The organism is Streptomyces pallidus (ex Mingjun et al. 2026) (assembly GCF_051550185.1).
Taxonomy (GTDB): domain Bacteria; phylum Actinomycetota; class Actinomycetes; order Streptomycetales; family Streptomycetaceae; genus Streptomyces.
Map to the genome: position 1 here is coordinate 3,996,356 of NZ_CP196181.1, position 16,831 is coordinate 4,013,186.

13 protein-coding genes are annotated in these 16,831 nt (G+C 70.0%); 4 read left to right on the plus strand and 9 right to left on the minus strand.

Annotated elements, in window-relative coordinates:
• Nucleotides 1-149: 149 nt before the first annotated feature.
• The 3 genes from ACSHWO_RS17555 to ACSHWO_RS17565 all read left to right on the plus strand — a co-directional run bounded on the left by ACSHWO_RS17555 (nt 150) and on the right by ACSHWO_RS17565 (nt 3,044).
• Complete coding sequence (locus tag ACSHWO_RS17555; protein ID WP_385828813.1) at nt 150-1,235, plus strand: ParA family protein; 1,086 nt, start codon at nt 150-152, stop codon at nt 1,233-1,235.
• The gene (locus ACSHWO_RS17560) at nt 1,232-2,323 is read left to right on the plus strand and encodes a ParB/RepB/Spo0J family partition protein (RefSeq protein WP_438312994.1); all 1,092 of its coding nucleotides are present in this window, start codon (nt 1,232-1,234) and stop codon (nt 2,321-2,323) included. Before ACSHWO_RS17555 ends, ACSHWO_RS17560 begins: the two co-directional genes overlap by 4 nt.
• 103 nt (nt 2,324-2,426) lie before the next feature.
• On the plus strand, nt 2,427-3,044 hold the full coding sequence (locus ACSHWO_RS17565; protein WP_385828849.1) for a GNAT family N-acetyltransferase: 618 nt from the start codon (nt 2,427-2,429) through the stop codon (nt 3,042-3,044).
• 68 nt (nt 3,045-3,112) lie between these two features.
• On the opposite strand, the gene trxA is transcribed toward ACSHWO_RS17565, so the two are convergent.
• The 7 genes from trxA to ACSHWO_RS17600 form a co-directional block, all read right to left on the minus strand.
• Complete coding sequence (gene trxA / locus ACSHWO_RS17570) at nt 3,113-3,454, minus strand: thioredoxin (RefSeq protein ID WP_361093086.1); 342 nt, start codon at nt 3,452-3,454, stop codon at nt 3,113-3,115.
• Between the two features lie 51 nt (nt 3,455-3,505).
• Entirely contained in the window at nt 3,506-4,465 is a 960-nt protein-coding gene (gene trxB, locus ACSHWO_RS17575; protein ID WP_361093089.1) for a thioredoxin-disulfide reductase, read from the minus strand.
• A gap of 127 nt (nt 4,466-4,592) precedes the next feature.
• A complete protein-coding gene (locus tag ACSHWO_RS17580; RefSeq protein WP_438312997.1) occupies nt 4,593-5,519 on the minus strand; it encodes an anti-sigma factor family protein in 927 nt (308 codons plus the stop codon).
• Nucleotides 5,516-6,217 carry an RNA polymerase sigma factor SigM gene (sigM, locus tag ACSHWO_RS17585; protein WP_438312999.1) on the minus strand — a complete coding sequence of 234 codons (702 nt, stop codon included), beginning with the start codon at nt 6,215-6,217 and terminating at the stop codon, nt 5,516-5,518. The genes ACSHWO_RS17580 and sigM overlap by 4 nt, the downstream gene beginning before the upstream one ends.
• A 102-nt stretch (nt 6,218-6,319) precedes the next feature.
• Nucleotides 6,320-8,044, minus strand: coding sequence for a protein kinase family protein (locus ACSHWO_RS17590; RefSeq protein WP_438313001.1), 1,725 nt, complete (start codon nt 8,042-8,044; stop codon nt 6,320-6,322).
• 118 nt (nt 8,045-8,162) lie between these two features.
• Nucleotides 8,163-10,337, minus strand: a complete 2,175-nt coding sequence (murJ, locus tag ACSHWO_RS17595) for a murein biosynthesis integral membrane protein MurJ (protein ID WP_438313003.1) — start codon at nt 10,335-10,337, stop codon at nt 8,163-8,165.
• A 45-nt stretch (nt 10,338-10,382) separates the two neighbouring features.
• The gene (locus tag ACSHWO_RS17600) at nt 10,383-12,650 is read right to left on the minus strand and encodes a DUF6049 family protein (protein WP_361093104.1); all 2,268 of its coding nucleotides are present in this window, start codon (nt 12,648-12,650) and stop codon (nt 10,383-10,385) included.
• A 185-nt stretch (nt 12,651-12,835) separates the two neighbouring features.
• Between ACSHWO_RS17600 and ACSHWO_RS17605 the strand changes: the two genes are divergently transcribed.
• Nucleotides 12,836-14,278 carry a CCA tRNA nucleotidyltransferase gene (locus tag ACSHWO_RS17605; RefSeq protein ID WP_438313005.1) on the plus strand — a complete coding sequence of 481 codons (1,443 nt, stop codon included), beginning with the start codon at nt 12,836-12,838 and terminating at the stop codon, nt 14,276-14,278.
• 63 nt (nt 14,279-14,341) lie between these two features.
• Here the strand turns inward: ACSHWO_RS17605 and ACSHWO_RS17610 are convergent, their stop codons facing one another.
• Nucleotides 14,342-15,622: an MFS transporter gene (locus tag ACSHWO_RS17610; RefSeq protein ID WP_438313007.1), complete on the minus strand. Its 1,281-nt coding sequence runs from the start codon at nt 15,620-15,622 to the stop codon at nt 14,342-14,344.
• 119 nt (nt 15,623-15,741) lie between these two features.
• Nucleotides 15,742-16,824 carry an inositol-3-phosphate synthase gene (locus tag ACSHWO_RS17615; RefSeq protein ID WP_361093113.1) on the minus strand — a complete coding sequence of 361 codons (1,083 nt, stop codon included), beginning with the start codon at nt 16,822-16,824 and terminating at the stop codon, nt 15,742-15,744.
• Nucleotides 16,825-16,831: the final 7 nt, after the last annotated feature.

The following is a 16,831-nucleotide window of genomic DNA, read 5'->3' on the forward strand; positions in this document are numbered from 1 at the left end:
AACGTCGCTCTCTGCTGCACGGAATCATCGGTCGCGGCCGGGCGGCCGCGCCCCCTCGGTCCTCCAGGGACGGAGGGAGGACGGAGTTGTCCACATCTGTGGATTCATCCACAGGAGTACGGGCCCCGCTGGTTCGCGACCCTGGTGGCATGGCAGGCTCTGTTCATCGCGAGCCCGATGCCGAGGAGAGTGACACCGTGCGGTCCGACGCCAACCTCGCGGGGCCGATGGCCGACCCGGTCCCCGGTCCCCGCTCTGAAGTAGCGGGTGGAGATGTTTCACGTGAAACATCTCCACCGCCCCTTGTGGACAACGACACGTCTGCCAGGCCGAACCCCTTCGCCGTGGATTCGCTGAGGCGGGCCGGAGAGGGTCTGCCCCGGCCGGACCGGACCCGCGTGATCGTCGTCGCCAACCAGAAGGGCGGCGTCGGCAAGACCACGACGACCGTGAACCTGGCGGCTTCCCTGGCGCTCCACGGCGCACGGGTCCTGGTCATCGACCTCGACCCGCAGGGGAACGCGTCCACAGCGCTCGGCATCGACCACCACGCGGACGTCCCCTCGATCTACGACGTACTGGTCGACAGCAGGCCGCTGCTGGAGGTGGTCCAGCCGGTGGTGGACGTGGAGGGCCTCTTCTGCGCCCCGGCCACCATCGACCTGGCGGGTGCGGAGATCGAGCTGGTCTCACTGGTCGCGCGTGAGAGCCGCCTGCAACGTGCCATCCAGGCGTACGAGCAGCCGCTGGACTACATCCTCATCGACTGCCCGCCCTCGCTGGGCCTGCTGACGGTGAACGCGCTGGTCGCGGGTGCCGAGGTGCTGATCCCGATCCAGTGCGAGTACTACGCCCTGGAAGGCCTGGGCCAGCTCCTGCGCAATGTGGACCTGGTGCGGGCCCACCTCAACCCGACGCTGCACGTCTCCACCATCCTGCTGACGATGTACGACGGTCGGACCCGGCTGGCCTCCCAGGTGGCTGAGGAGGTCCGTACCCACTTCGGTAGCGAGGTGCTGCGGACGAGCATCCCGCGGTCGGTGCGCATTTCCGAGGCTCCGAGCTACGGGCAGACGGTGCTCACGTACGACCCGAGTTCCAGCGGTTCCCTCTCCTACATGGAGGCGGCGCGTGAGATCGCGCTGCGCGGGGCCGGCATCCAGTACGACGCCCGGAACGCCCATATGGGTGCGGGCCTGAACAACACGCAGAGTGTGGCGGAGGGGATCCAGTGAGCGAGCGACGAAGGGGTCTGGGCCGGGGGATCGGTGCGCTGATCCCTCAAGCCCCCCAGGAGAAGACGCCCGCCGTGATCGGGGCGGGCTCCACCTCGCCGGCGGCGATGCCCACGCTCACCTCTGAGCGCGGGATCGCGGCGGCGAAGCTGGCCACACTTGCCCCAGCCGATGTTTCACGTGAAACATCGGCTCCGGTCGAGCCGGGCCACGCGCCCGAGGCGGCGGAGCCCGCAGCGGATAACGCGGCGGGGGCGACCTTCGCAGAGCTCCCGACCGACGCGATCACACCGAACCCACGGCAGCCCCGCGAGGTGTTCGACGTAGACGCGCTGGCGGAGCTGGTGACCTCCATCCGGGAGGTGGGCCTTCTCCAGCCGGTGGTGGTGCGGCAGTCCGGCCCGGACCGCTACGAACTCGTCATGGGCGAGCGTCGCTGGCGTGCGTGCAAGGAGCTCGGTCTGGAGCTCATTCCGGCGATCATCCGGGCGACGGACGAAGACAAGCTTCTCCTCGACGCGCTGCTGGAGAACCTCCACCGGGCCCAGCTCAACCCGCTCGAAGAGGCCGCCGCGTACGACCAGCTGCTGAAGGACTTCGACTGCACGCATGACCAGCTCGCGGACCGGATCGGGCGCTCCCGGCCCCAGGTGACGAACACGCTGCGGCTGCTCAAGCTGGCGCCGACGGTGCAAAGACGTGTGGCGGCGGGTGTCCTCCTGGCCGGTCACGCGCGTGCCCTCCTTCCCGTGGAGGACCCCGAGGCGCAGGAACAGCTGGCGGCGCGCATCGTCGCCGAAGGCCTGTCGGTGCGCTCGGTCGAGGAGATCGTCTCCCTGATGGATTCCGAGCCCGAGAGCCCCGTGAAGCCGAAGGGGCCGAGGGCAGGAGCCCGGGTCTCCCCGGCGCTGAGTGATCTCGCGACGCGGCTGTCGGACCGCTTCGACACCCGGGTGAAGGTGGACCTGGGCCAGAAGAAGGGCAAGATCACGGTCGAGTTCGCCTCGATGGAGGACCTGGAGCGGATTCTGGCGACGCTGGCGCCGGGTGAGGGCCGGGTACTGGAGCAGCGACCGTCAGGGGAGTGAGCCCCTGCCGCCGAGGGGCGGGTCGTACCGGTGGAGCCGGTGCAGCCCGCCCCTTTGCCTTGTTGCGGTTTCTCCTGATTCGGACCGTGGATACGATGCGCCCATGGGGCGTCGGTTGGTACCACTCACACTGGACAACCTCCAGGACCTGCCTCTGCGTTGCCGGTCCTGTGTGTTCTGGGAGCTCGATCCCGTTAGCGGTGAGGCCGCGACCAAGGCGGGGACTCCGGCCCGGGAGAAGGAGGCGTGGATCTCCGCCGTCCTGCTGGAGTGGGGATCGTGCGGCCGAGTGGTCTACGTGGACGAGGTTCCCGTGGGGTTCGTCCTGTACGCGCCGCCGGCCTACGTGCCCCGGTCCACGGCCTTCCCGACGAGCCCGGTGTCCCCCGACGCGGTCCAGCTGATCACTGCATGGATCACGCCGGGATATCAGGGGCAGGGGCTCGGGCGGGTGATGGTCCAGACCGTGGCCAAAGACCTGCTGCGGCGGGGCTTCCGCGCGATCGAGGCATTTGGCGACGCGCATTGGGAAGCGCCCGCGTGCCTGCTGCCGGCGGACCATCTGCTCGCAGTGGGCTTCAAGACGGTGCGGCCCCATCCGGTGCATCCGCGGCTGAGGTTGGAGCTTCGCTCGACGCTGTCGTGGAAGGAAGACGTGGAGCTGGCGCTGGACCGGCTGTTGGGGGCGGCCCGGAAGGAGCCGGCCCTGCGCCCCTTGTAAGGGGACCAAAACGTGGAACGGGGCCGCCCCTTGTCAGGGGCGGCCCCGTTCCACGTGAAACATTGCCGTCAGACGGCCTTGGCCTCGATGAAGGTGTCGAGGTCACGCAGGATGGCGGCCTTCGGCTTGGCGCCGACGATGGTCTTCACGACCTCGCCGCCCTGGTAGACGTTCAGGGTCGGGATCGACATGACGCCGTACTTCGCGGCCGTGGCCGGGTTCTGGTCGATGTTGAGCTTGACGATCTCGATCTGGTCGCCGTACTCGGCAGCGATGGCCTCCAGGGACGGAGCGATCTGGCGGCACGGGCCGCACCACTCGGCCCAGAAGTCCACCAGGACGGGCTTGTCGCTCCGGAGGACCTCGGCGTCGAAGTCGGCGTCGGTCACGTTCTTGAGGGTGCCGGCCACAGCGGCCTCCTAATTCTTCCTGCGGGGTGTTGAGGTGGGGGGCTCTGGGGGTCAGACCGCTGCGTGCGCCTTCTCGGCGTCCGAAAGGGCGGCGAGGAAGCGCTCGGCGTCGAGGGCTGCGGCGCAGCCCGTGCCGGCCGCGGTGATGGCCTGACGGTACGTGTGGTCCACGACGTCGCCGGCGCCGAACACGCCGGTCACGTTGGTGCGCGTGGAGGGGGCGTCGACCTTGAGGTAGCCCTCCTCGTCGAGCTCCAGCTGGTCCTTGAACAGTTCGGTGCGCGGGTCGTGGCCGACGGCGATGAACAGGCCGGTCACGGGAAGCTCGGAGGTCTCACCGGTCTTGGTGTTGCGCAGCGTGAGGTGGGAGAGCTTCTGGTCGCCGTGGATCGCGGAGACCTCGCTGTCCCAGGCGAACTTGATCTTCGGGTCGGCGAAGGCCCGGTCCTGCATGGCCTTGGAAGCGCGCAGGGCGTCGCGACGGTGAACGACCGTGACGGACTTGGCGAACCGGGAGAGGAAGGTGGCCTCCTCGATCGCGGTGTCGCCTCCACCGACGACGGCGATGTCCTGGTCCTTGAAGAAGAACCCGTCACAGGTGGCGCACCAGGACACACCGCGGCCGGAGAGTGCGTCCTCGTTGGGCAGACCGAGCTTGCGGTGCTGGGAGCCGGTAGCCACGATCACGGCCTTGGCGCGGTGCACGGTTCCGGCGGTGTCGGTGACCGTCTTGATCTCACCGGTGAGGTCCACGGACACGATGTCGTCCGGAACGAGTTCCGCGCCGAAGCGCTCGGCCTGGCCGCGCATGTTGTCCATCAGGTCCGGCCCCATGATGCCGTCCTGGAAGCCGGGGAAGTTCTCGACCTCGGTGGTGTTCATCAGCGCGCCACCGGCGGTGACGGCGCCTTCGAAGACCAGCGGCTTGAGCGAGGCACGTGCGGTGTACAGGGCGGCGGTGTAACCGGCGGGCCCGGAACCGATGATGATCACGTTTCGTACGTCGCTCACGGGTCTCTTCCTCGTCTCTGTGGACTGCGCGCTGCGGGCCCTGGTAGGCCGGTGTGGAGCCTCACCCCACCCAACGGATCCTACGGCGCGCGCATTCCCGGCCCGCTCACCCACGAACCGCAAGCTGTCAGCTTCGAGGGTAGGTCCTGGTCAGCAGGGGTCGGTCGGTGCCGTCCGACGGGGTGACGGCGCAGCCGGCACCGACGAGGTAGGCGTCCACCGTGCCGGAATCACCGGGATGCGGAAGCACGAGCAGGTAGACGTCGCCGCCCTGGTAGCGGCCGCGCTCCACGGCGAGCGGGGTCTCGCTGCGGCCGGTCGAGTTCAGGACGCAGGACGGAACCGCAGCGGCGTCCGTGCCCGCCCGGTCCCCCGGAGCCGGGGAGGTGTTCTCCAGCCCGTATGTGCGGTTCTCCTGCTGCTGTGTCTGCGGGGAGGCCTGCTTGGCCCTTCCTGCCGAAGCCAGCAGGCGGTGCACGCTGTCCTGGAGCCCCTGGGGCGTGTAGGTGCCGTCTTCGGGGGCTTGCGCGAGGTCGCTCGTGGCGGACTTGCGGGCGGCCGTGTCCGGGGAGCCCCCCAGCAGGTTTCCGGCGAGAAACACTCCGAGAGCACAGGCGGCGGCTCCAGCGAGGCCTGCGATGACGGCGATCCGGCGACGGGCGCGGCGGCGCCCGGGTCCGGTTGCGCCGACCGGGTGACCGGCGGGCCGGCGGACGTCCCGCCCGGAGGGAGGCGTCGTCGTTGTTTCACGTGAAACAACCGGGTCGGTATCACAGTCAGTGCCCGATTCCGGGGCCGTGGAGTCCAGGAGCGCCTCGGCGGCGAGCGCTGCGTCGATGCGTCCGGCGATGTCCACGGGCATGCGGGGCGGGCCCGGCAGCGTACCGAGCAGGCCGCGGATCTCCTCCAGGGATGCGTGCACGTCCGCGCACAGCGGGCACTCGGCCAGGTGGCGGCGTACCTCCCCGGTCCGGACCGGGGAGAGGAGGCCCTCGGTCAGGTCGGAGATTTCCGAGACGTCAGGGTGCCGGATCGTGCCGGCTGCGGGAGTCACGTTCGTCCACCTCCGCCCTTCACCGTGCCTGCCCCTGGGGCTGGCTGACTGGGGTCTGCCGCTGGTGGGACGGGTGTCCCCGGCGTCCGGTTCCTTCCCCGCTCCGTGCCGGTGTTATCCCCGGCATTCGAGCGCAGATGAGTGAGCATCGGGACGAGTTTCGCCCGTCCGCGCGCACACCGGCTCTTCACCGTGCCGACAGGGACGTCAAGGACGTGGGCGGCCTCGGCGACGGAGTACCCCTGCATGTCGACCAGGACCAGAGCGGCCCGCTGGTCGACGGGGAGGGTGCCGAGGGCGGCCAGCAGCTGACGTTGGAGGTCCTCGCGCTCAGCGGGGGCCTCGGCGGACTCGTGCGGCTCCAGCAGGCGCTCCAGGCGGTCCGTGTCGTCGAGGAGGGCGGTCCTGCGGGAGGCGGCCTTCCTGGCCCGGTCGAGGCAGGCGTTGACGGTGATGCGGTGCAGCCATGTGGTGACGGCGGAGTCGCCGCGGAAGGTGTGTGCGGCCCGATAGGCGGAGACGAAGGCGTCCTGCACCGCGTCGGCGGCCTCCTCCCGGTCGCCGAGGGTGCGCAGGGCCACTGCCCAGAGCCGGTCGCGGTGCCGGCGGACGAGCTCGCCGAAGGCATCCGGGTCCCCGGCGACGTGCCGGGAGAGCAGGTCGCGGTCGCTGGCCTCGCCGTTCGTCGCGTCGTGCATCACACCTCCCCTCCCCGGAGGGAGCGTACGGGGCGGGCGGGACGAATACGAGGGTCCGCTGTACCTCGGTACAGCGGACTCTCGTCGACGACGGCGTCCGGACTATTCGCCCGGTCCGAACACCTTGATCTCGTTGATCCCGCCCCGCCAGCTGCCGCCACCGTCCTCGGCGGGCAGGTGGGTGATGTGGATCACCAGGTAGCGCGTCTTCACCGGCGCTCCGGGCTTGGCGTCCACCTTCTTGCTCGTGGTGCGCAGCTCGGAGATCACCTGCGGGAAGTCGGACTTGGAACGTGCAGAGGTCGCCTCGGGGGCCGCCGCCCGGACCTCGACCTTGTGTCCTGCGGCGTACATCTCCGCTTCGACGGCCGTGACCTCCTGGACGCGGCCGAGGTCGACGATGATGCCGCTGCCGTCGTCGTAGGAGTCGAGGTTGCCGAAGTTGCTCGAAAAATAGAAAACCTTGGTGACCCACGCCGTCTTGCTGTCACCGTCGACGGCCTTGCCGGCGTCCTCGGCCTTGATCGGATCCTTGCCGAAGACCGTCGCGTTGCTGATGGGAAGCTGCTTGCTTTCCTTGGGCTTCTGGTCATCGGGCTTGGCGGGCTGCGTGGTGCTGCCGCTGTTGCCGCTGTTGCCCTTGACGCGGTCCAGCAGCGTGTCGGCGAGTTGCCAGCTGCCCAGGCCCAGCGCGGCGATCAGCAGCGCTGCCACACCCCACTTCAGGACCCGGCCCGTGCGGCTCTGCAGCGGCGGCGGAGGGGGAAGCGGGACGGCGTGCGTGACGGGCCCACCGGGCCGCGTCGGCGGGCGGCCGTAACTGCCCTGCTGGTAGGTGGTCTGCTGGTACTCGGGCGGCGGGGTGAACGCCGGCTCCGGCGGCCGGATGCGCGGCATCGCGGCAACCGCCTTGGCCAGTTCTTCCGGGGTGGTGCAGGCGGGCTCCTGACGGGAGGCGGTGGCCCCGTCGTTGGCGAGCGCGCGCATGGCGAGCTCGCCCAGGCCGCGGTGGACACCTGCGCGGACCTGGTCGGGCGGGAGCAGGCCGACACCCTTGGGCAGGCCGGAAAGACCGTACGCGTCGTTCTCGTACGGCCAGCGCTGGGTCAGGGCGGCGTACAGGAGTGCGCCGATGGCTTCGGTGTCCGCGCGCTGCGGGGTGTCGCTCGTGATCCCGCGCAGGGCGGCGTTCACGGCGAGGCCGCGGATGCGGTACTGGCCGGTGGACGTGCGGAGTATGGCGCTCGGCGTCAGCCGCAGGTGGGACAGGCCCTCGCGGTGTGCCGCGGCCATGGCCTGGGAGACCTGGCTGACGAGCTGGTAGGCGTCGTGGGGCTCCAGGGGGCCGGAGGCGAGGACCGCCGTCAGCTCGGTGGCATCGGGCAGCCACTCGTGGACGACGTAGACGAGGTCGCTGTCCTCCACCGCGTCCAGGACCTGGACGAAGCGGGGGTCGCCCAGCAGGGCGGAGGAGCGGGCCGCGGCCAGGACCGCGCGGGCGCGCGGGTGGTCGGCGGGCAGCACGTGGACCCCGACGGCCCGCCGCAGCTTCTCGTCCACCGCCCGCCAGCTGCTGAATCCGTCCAGACGGGTGACGCATTCCTCCAGGCGGTAGCGCCGGGCCAGCTTGTGGCCGCTGTGGAGTTCGGGAGCGGCCACAGAAGCCGCGTTCCTGCGTTCGCCGTCCTTGTCTGGCATGGGTCCGTCCGCGGCTCGTCCGTTCTGGGTGTCCACCCCGTCGGCCGTGGCCTTGGCCGCATCTGCGACCAGCGGCTGATTGCCGCCGTTGTCGGCCACGTCGACGGCAGCCGTGCTACGTTCCGCCACCGTCGTTCCTGCCTCCCCATCCGTTACGCGCTGTCGGCCAGTCTGCGAAGCCATGCCAATTGTGCCCACAGTCCGGCGCTATGCACGACACGCGAAGGGGTGCGACGGTTGTGCGCATCTAGCGACCCATGCGCCCGCGGACCATTCCGACCATCGCGTTGAGCTCTTCGATCCGCATCCGCTTGGCCGCTACCAGGAAGACACCGCCCAGGGCGATGCCGCCCACGACCAGCGAGATAGCGGAGCCGAGGACTCCGCTGCCAAGCCACTGGGTGATGGCGTAGGCGGCACCGCCGGCCACGGCGGCCGCCGGGATGCAGGCGCCGATGAGACGGGTGTAAGTGCGCCGCACATGGGCGCCGTCCAGGTCCCCGCCGAGCCGCTTGCGCAGGCGCTTCCAGGCGACACCGACGCCCACGGCGTAGCCGAGGCCGTAGGCGGCGGCCATGCCCACGACCGCCCAGCGCGCGGGAAGGACGAAGAACGCGGCAGCGGAGACGGATGCGTTGACCGCGGCGACGATGACGGTGTTGTAGAACGGCGTGCGCGTGTCCTCGTACGCGTAGAAGCCGCGCAGGACGACGTACTGCACCGAGTACGGGATGAGCCCGAGGCCGAAGGCCATCAGGATGTAGCCGATGTTCTGGGCGCCGGAGCCCGAGCCCGCGTAGAGCAGCGTGGCCATGGGGACGCCGAGGGCGAGGAACGCGAAGGCGCAGGGCACGATCGCGACGGCCGAGGTGCGCAGCCCGTAGGAGATGTCGTCGCGGACGGCGGCGGCGTCCCCGTCGTGGGCGGAGCGGGAGATGCGGGGCAGGACGGCCGTCATGACGGAGACGGTGATGATGGCCTGCGGCATCTGCCACAGCAGCAGCGCGTACTGGTAGCCGGTGATGCCGGTGCCGGAGTGTCCCTGCTTCTCGGCGATCGAACCTGCCCAGGTGGCGAGCTGGGTCACCACGACCAGGCCGACCTGGTTGGCCAGGACGAAGAAGAACGTCCACTTGGCGAGGCGGGCGGCCTTGCCAAGGCCGTGGCCCTTCCAGTCGAAGCGCAGGCGCAGCGAGAACCCGGCGTCGCGCAGGTACGGCAGCATCGCCAGGGCCTGGACGGTGAGGCCGAGGAGGGTGCCGATGCCCAGCAGGCGCACGCCCTCGGGGGTGACCGTGGCGGCGCTGACGCCGGAGGTGGTGAAGCCGCCGAAGGCCCAGATGAACGCGCCGAAGGTGGCGATGGCCACGATGTTGTTGAGGACCGGCGTCCACATCATCGCGCCGAACCGGCCGCGCGCGTTGAGGATCTGACCGAGCACCACGTGCACGCCCATGAAGAACATGGTGGGCAGGCAGTACCGGGCGAAGGCGACCGCGACCTCCATCTGCTCGGGATCCGAGGCGATCTTCGGCGACATCATGGTGATGAACACCGGCGCGGCCAGTACGCAGATCGTGGTGACGGCGGCGAGCAGGACGACGACCAGGGTCAGCAGCCGGTTGGCGTACGCCTGGCCACCGTCGTCGTCGTTCTTCATGGCCCGCACGAGCTGGGGGATGAAGACGGCGTTCAGGGCGCCGCCGCCGACCAGCACGTAGATCATCGTCGGCAGCGTGTTGGCGATCTGGTACGTGTCGTTGAAGGTGCCCACGCCGATGGCGGCGGCGACGACCAGGGTCCGCAGAAAGCCGGTGATGCGGGAGACGATCGTCCCCGCGGCCATCAGCGCACTGGACTTGAGCAGACCGGCGGCACGGCCGGCCGGCTTGCTCGGCGCCGGGGCGGCTACGGGCACGTCCTCCACGGGGGTGCCGGGCGCCGCCTGCTGGTCCTTGTACAGGTGGGCGAAGGCGTCGAGCTCGGCCTCCTCCTCCGCCGCGCTGGTGACCAGCGAGTCCACGCCGACGAACTGGGTGGTGTCGGTGCGGTCGCCGTACCGCAGGTGGCGGGACGGGCCGTCCGGCTCGGGCGGCGGGGTCTGGGCCCACACGCGCGGGTCCGGGCCCTGCTGCGAGGTCTGCGGCGCGGCGTAGAGCGGGCCGGGGTCCTGGAAGGTCCCGGGCGGCGGCGGGGGGTGGGAAGCCCGGTCGTAGAGGACCTCGGCGACCGGGTCCTGGGCCGACAGGTCCTGCGACCGGTAGGGGTCGCGGTCATAGGCGTCCTGGAGGTACGGGTCGCGGTCCGCTGTGGGACCGGGCCCGGGAACCTGTCCGGGCAGCCTCGTGCCCGGATCTGCGCCCGAGGAGGGCGCGGGCGCACCAGTGCCCTGCGCGCGGTCACCGTCGTACGGCGCGTTCATTGAAACCCCACCTCATCGTCCCAGGCCGGCCGGCCACGGCATCGCTCAACGGTCCACTGTCTCACCCGCGCCGGACGGGCTGGTGCTTTGCGGTCCGGTGTCCGGGGTCCCGTCACTCGGCTGCGTGCTCTCCTCGGCGGCGGCCGCCCGGGCCGCGACGCGCTTGCGGCTGGCGTACATCTTGATGCCTGCCAGGACCAGGAGCAGCACCCCGCCGGCGATGACCAGCATCACAGTCGGTGTGATCTCGGTGGCCTCGACGGTGAACCTGCGCTCCTTGCCGTAGGGCACACCGTTCGTGGTGAAGAGCTGAGCGGTGACCTCGACGGGCCCGCTCGCGGTGGCGTTGGCGGTGAACTTGACCGTCTGGCTGTGGCCGCCCTGGACCGTTACTTCCTGCTCGGCCTCGCCGCCGTCGCCGAACATCAGGCGGGTCGGGTTGGCGGACTTCACGCGCAGGACGAGGTTGTGGACGTCCTGGACGAGGCTGTTCTGGACGCTGACCGGGATGGTCGCGCTGTGGCCGGACAGGGTGGCGTCGGACTTGGGGACGACCTTGACCTTCTCGGTCAGGCTGATCAGGTACTCCTGCACCTGGTTGCGGTAGTGCCCGGCGTCCTGGGGGCGGCCCCGCCAGGAGGTGGACATCTCGCGGTTGGTGGTGTTGCCGAACGGGATCTCGACGCGGTCGGGCGAGGTCAGGATGACCTTGAAGTGGTCGAGGGTGTTCTGGGTGGTGCGGATCTTCTCGAACGCGGCCACCGGCAGCTCGGTCTTGCGTAGCGCCTCGGGGTACTGGCCGGCACCCGGGACCTGGGTGTTGACGCCGGCATCCGGCTTGGCCGCGGCAGCGGCGTCGAGGTCGACGGGCTGCGTCCAACGGCCCGCCTGCAGGGCGCGCAGCGCATCGGCCATCGACTGCGCCTGGCTGGCGGAGGGCATCCGCTGCGGGGTGACGACGAAGCTGCGCTGGTTGTCGGTCTTCTGCAGGTTGAGGGCCAGGCTGTGGGCGAGGAAGCGCTGCACGGCCAGGGTGGAGTTTCCGGCGTTCAGCATGTCGCCCTCGAAGGCCGTCGACAGGTCGGCGTCGGCGACGACGGCGGTGGTTCCCGCGCCGATGGGGCGGGCCGCCGAAGGGGTGTAGCCGAGGGCGCCGGTCTCCTGGAGGCTGTCGCTGCGGGCGAGCACGTTGTGGGCGCCCGCCGAGGTGGCGACGTTGACGATCGACGGGTCGATGGCTCCGTCCACGGGCCAGGAGAAGTCGGTGGACGGGGTGACGTGCAGGACGGTCTCCACCGCCTGCTTCGCCTTGTCGGTGGCGGGCCGCAGCTGGCCGAGGGTGCCGGAGACGTCCTTGCCCTGGTGGGCGAGGGAGGCGATGTCGGGGTCGGCGAACGGCAGCGCGACGACCTTCTTGCCCTGGACGGCCGCTTCGAGTGAGCTCAGCCACTGCTCGGCGACGGCCTTGTTCCGACCCTGGACGATCTTTCCGTCCGGGGTGCGGTAGCGGTAGCCCTTGGTCATCGCGTCGACCGTGTACAGCAGGTCGGGATCGACGACCCAGGTGATCGGCAGCTCCTTGCCCAGCGAGACCATCCGCTCCAGGCGGCCGCCGGTCCTGAGCTCGTCGGCGAGGGAGTCGTCGAGGAACACCGGCGTCTGCACCTCGTCGGAGCCGGTTTCCGCGGTCAGCCGGGTGGTGGAGACCAACGGCCACAGGTAGCTGAGCTGGGAGCGCTTGGCGGCCGGCTCCGGCTGCCAGGGGAGGAAGGTCCGCTTGATGCCCAGCACCTGCTCGTAGGGCCGGCTCTCGGTCTCCCCGGACAGCGATACGCCCAGTTGGTACACGCCCTCCTTGTCCAGCTCCAGCTTGTTCACCGGGATCGAGAGGGTGAAGGACTGGCTGGCCTTGGAGGGAAGCGACGCGATCTTCGCGGAGTACGCCTGGTCGACCTCGCCCGGGTCCGTGCCGGCCCGGAAGCCGGCCCGCTCGGCCGCCTCGTCGATCGAGGCCCGGTCCCCGAGGGCGGGCCCGACCCGCAGGCCCACGTGGGCGCCCGTGATCGTCTCGCGGCCGGTGTTGACCACGGTGCCGGAGATCGTGAGCGTGTCGCCCTTGACCGGGGCGGCCGGGGCCACGGTGCTCAGCTGGACCTCGACGCCCCCCGCATCGGCCGCCTGCGCCCCGGGTCCGGGTGCGGAGACGAGCGCGGCGAGGACGGGCGTCCCGGCCAGCAGGACGGCCGTGCGCCGCAGCCACCGGCGCCGGGCAGGAGCGGGGGACGCCCCCTGGATGTCTGCCGCCTCGGCCACGCGCTAGCCCGTCCCTCGAAGTGTCAGTGGTCGTCGTGTGTGCGTCCAGGAATGGTAACGAGACCCGCTGCGTGCGAGTGCCGCGCCTTGCTCCACATGATCGGTTCCGCGCGCCAGGCGCCACAGGGCGGGGTGGCCACAAACCCGGGAGCCCTTGCCGGGCCGGGCACGTACCCTTTTCAGTTGTGCCGAACGCCAACGAAGACAACCCCAGTGCCCTGAGTCAGGTGCAGCACCGCGCGGTCAGCGAACTGCTGCGGGTCGCCCCTGTCGCCGACGAGCTCGGCCTCCGCTTCCAGGAGGCGGGCTTCAGCCTCGCCCTGGTCGGCGGGTCCGTACGCGACGCGTTGCTCGGGCGTCTCGGCAACGATCTCGACTTCACCACCGATGCCCGCCCCGAGGACGTTCTGAAGATCGTCCGGCCGTGGGCCGACTCGGTCTGGGACGTCGGCATCGCCTTCGGCACCGTCGGGGCACAGAAGGCGGGCTTCCAGATCGAGGTCACCACGTACCGCTCGGAGTCGTACGACCGGACCTCCCGCAAGCCCGAGGTCTCCTACGGCGACTCCATCGAGGAGGATCTCGTCCGCCGCGACTTCACGGTGAACGCGATGGCGGTCGCGCTGCCGGAGAAGGTGTTCGTGGATCCGCACGGTGGCCTGGAGGACCTCCAGGCGCGCGTGCTGCGCACTCCCGGCACACCGGAGGAGTCGTTCTCCGACGACCCGCTGCGGATGCTGCGTGCGGCGCGTTTCGCCGCGCAGCTCGACTTCGAGGTCGCCCCCGAGGTCGTCGTGGCGATGACGGAGATGTCCGAGCGGATCGAGATCGTCTCGGCGGAGCGGGTGCAGGGCGAGCTGAACAAGCTGATGCTGTCCGCGTGCCCCCGCAAGGGCCTGGGCCTGCTCGTGGACACGGGGCTGGCCGACCACGTCCTGCCCGAGCTGCCCGCCCTGCGGCTGGAGCGTGACGAACACCACCGTCACAAGGACGTCTACGATCACTCGCTGATCGTGCTGGAGCAGGCGATCGACCTGGAGGAAAACGGTCCGGACCTGGTGCTGCGTCTCGCGGCCCTGCTCCACGACATCGGCAAGCCCCGCACCCGCCGGTTCGAGAGCGACGGCCGGGTCTCGTTCCACCACCACGAGGTGGTGGGCGCCAAGATGACCAAGAAGCGCATGACCGCGCTGAAGTACTCCAACGACATGATCAAGGACGTCTCCCGGCTGGTGGAGCTGCACCTGCGGTTCCACGGCTACGGGGACGGCGAATGGACCGACTCGGCCGTGCGGCGCTACGTCCGCGACGCCGGCCCGCTGTTGGACCGGCTGCACAAGCTGACCCGGTCGGACTGCACCACCCGCAACAAGCGCAAGGCCAGCGCCCTCTCGCGCACGTACGACAGCCTGGAGGAGCGCATTGCGCAGCTTCAGCAGCAGGAGGAGCTGGATGCGATCCGGCCGGACCTGAACGGCAACGAGATCATGCAGGAGCTGGGCGTGGGCCCGGGTCCGCTGATCGGGAAGGCCTACGCCTTCCTGCTGGAGCTGCGGCTCGAGAACGGTCCGATGGAGCGGGAAGCCGCGGTTGCCGCACTCAAGGAGTGGTGGGCCGCACAGGCCTGATGAGCGGCGCTCCGGGTGGGTGTTTCACGTGAAACACCCACCCGGACACGCTGAGTGACGAGGTCAGGTGCGTGTTTCACGTGAAACACGACTGTGGCGCCCGAGGTAGGCCGCGGTCAGTGCGTACAGCACGGAAACGGTGACGATGAGCAGCGCGGACTGCCCGTCGGCGGGGAGCATGAGCGCGGACACGGCGGCCGCGAGTACGAAGGCGACGTTGAACAGCACGTCGTAGACCGAGAAGACTCGGCCCCTGAAGTCGTCGTCCACCCGGGACTGCACGACGGTGTCGGTGGCGATCTTGGCGCCCTGGGTGGCGAGGCCGAGGACGAACGCCGCCACGAGCATCGGTCCCGGCAGGAAGAACAGGCCGAGCGCGAGAACCAGCGCGGCGGCCATGGCCGAGCAGGCGGTGATCCAGCCCAAAGTGCCCAGTCGGCCCACCATCCAGGGCGTGACGACGGCGGCGGCGAAGAACCCCGCTCCGGAGACGCCGACCGCGACGCCCAGCAGGGCGAGCCCGTCGGACTCGTTGTCCGACCAGGAGTAGCGGCAGAGCATCAGCAGGGTGACGGTGAGGGCCCCGTAGCAGAACCGCATCAGCGTCATCGCGGTGAGCGCCCGGGCGGCCTCGCGCCGGCGGGCCAGGTGCCGCAGACCCTCGACCATGCCCCGGACGGTGAGGGCGATCCCCTGGGCGACGGTCGGGTGGACCACGCCGGCGCGGTGGTCGGGCCCCAGCAGATCGACTGCCAGCCGCAGCGCGACCAGCGCCGCGCAGAGGTAGAGGCCGGCCCCGAGCAGGACGACCACGGCGTTGGAATCCGAGGCCAGCAGCCGCAGGAGGAAGGCCAGCCCGCCGCCGGCAGTCGCGGCCAGGGTCCCTGCGGTGGGAGAGAGGGCGTTGGCGGTGACCAGCTGGCCGGGCGAGACCACGTGGGGCAGGGAGGCGGCGAGCCCGGCCAGGACGAACCGGTTGACCGCGGTCACGGACAGGGCCGAGGCGTAGAAGAGCCAGTCGGGGACGTGGGCGACGATCAGCACGCCGGTGGTGCAGGCCAGGAAGGCCCGCAGCAGGTTCCCGTAGAGGAAGACCTGACGACGGCGCCAGCGGTCCAGGAGCACACCGGCGAAGGGGCCGATCACGGAATACGGGAGCAGCAGGACCGCCATCGCCGAGGCGATCGCCGCGGGTGAGGTCTGCTTCTCCGGGGAGAAGACCACATAGGTGGCCAGGGCCACCTGGTAGACCCCGTCGGCGGCCTGGGAGAGCAGCCGTACGGCGAGTAGGTTGCGGAAGTCCCTCAGGCGCAGGAGTACGCGCAGATCACGTACGACAGGCATGAGGGCAAGGGTCACACACGCGGAGGGTCCCCGGGCAGATTGCCCGGGGACCCTCCGCGGAAGAACAGTCGAAGTCCAGGTGTCCTGGGGACCCCCGGGTGCCTCGTGTCGTGTCCTGTCTAGCGCTCGACCTCGCCCTTGATGAACTTCTCCACGTTCTCCAGGGCCTCGTCGTCGAAGTACTGGACCGGCGGGGACTTCATGAAGTAGCTGGAGGCCGAGAGGATCGGGCCGCCGATGCCGCGGTCCTTGGCGATCTTCGCGGCGCGCAGCGCGTCGATGATGACACCGGCGGAGTTCGGGGAGTCCCACACCTCGAGCTTGTACTCGAGGTTCAGCGGGACGTCGCCGAAGGCGCGGCCCTCAAGGCGGACGTAGGCCCACTTGCGGTCGTCGAGCCAGGCGACGTAGTCGGACGGGCCGATGTGGACGTTCTTCTCGCCCAGGTCGCGGTCGGGGATCTGCGAGGTGACGGCCTGCGTCTTGGAGATCTTCTTCGACTCCAGGCGGTCGCGCTCCAGCATGTTCTTGAAGTCCATGTTGCCGCCCACGTTGAGCTGCATGGTGCGCTCGAGACGGACACCGCGGTCCTCGAACAGCTTCGCCATCACGCGGTGCGTGATGGTTGCGCCGACCTGCGACTTGATGTCGTCGCCGACGATCGGGACACCGGCCTCGGTGAACTTGTCGGCCCACTCCTTGGTGCCGGCGATGAAGACCGGGAGGGCGTTGACGAAGGCGACCTTGGCGTCGATGGCGCACTGGGCGTAGAACTTCGCCGCCTCTTCGGAGCCGACGGGCAGGTAGCAGACCAGAACGTCGACCTCGCGGTCCTTGAGGACCTGGACCACGTCGACCGGGGCCTCGGAGGACTCCTCGATCGTCGCGCGGTAGTACTTGCCCAGGCCGTCGAGGGTGTGACCGCGCTGGACGGTCACGCCGGAGGGCGGAACGTCGCAGATCTTGATGGTGTTGTTCTCGCTGGCGCCGATGGCGTCCGAGAGGTCGAGGCCGACCTTCTTCGCGTCGACGTCGAAGGCGGCGACGAACTCGACGTCACCGACGTGGTACTCGCCGAACTGGACGTGCATCAGCCCGGGGACCTTGGACGCCGGGTCGGCGTCCTTGTAGTACTCGACGCCCTGCACCAGCGAGGCGGCGCAGTTGCCCACGCCGACGATGGCTACGCGAACCGAACCCATTCCGGTT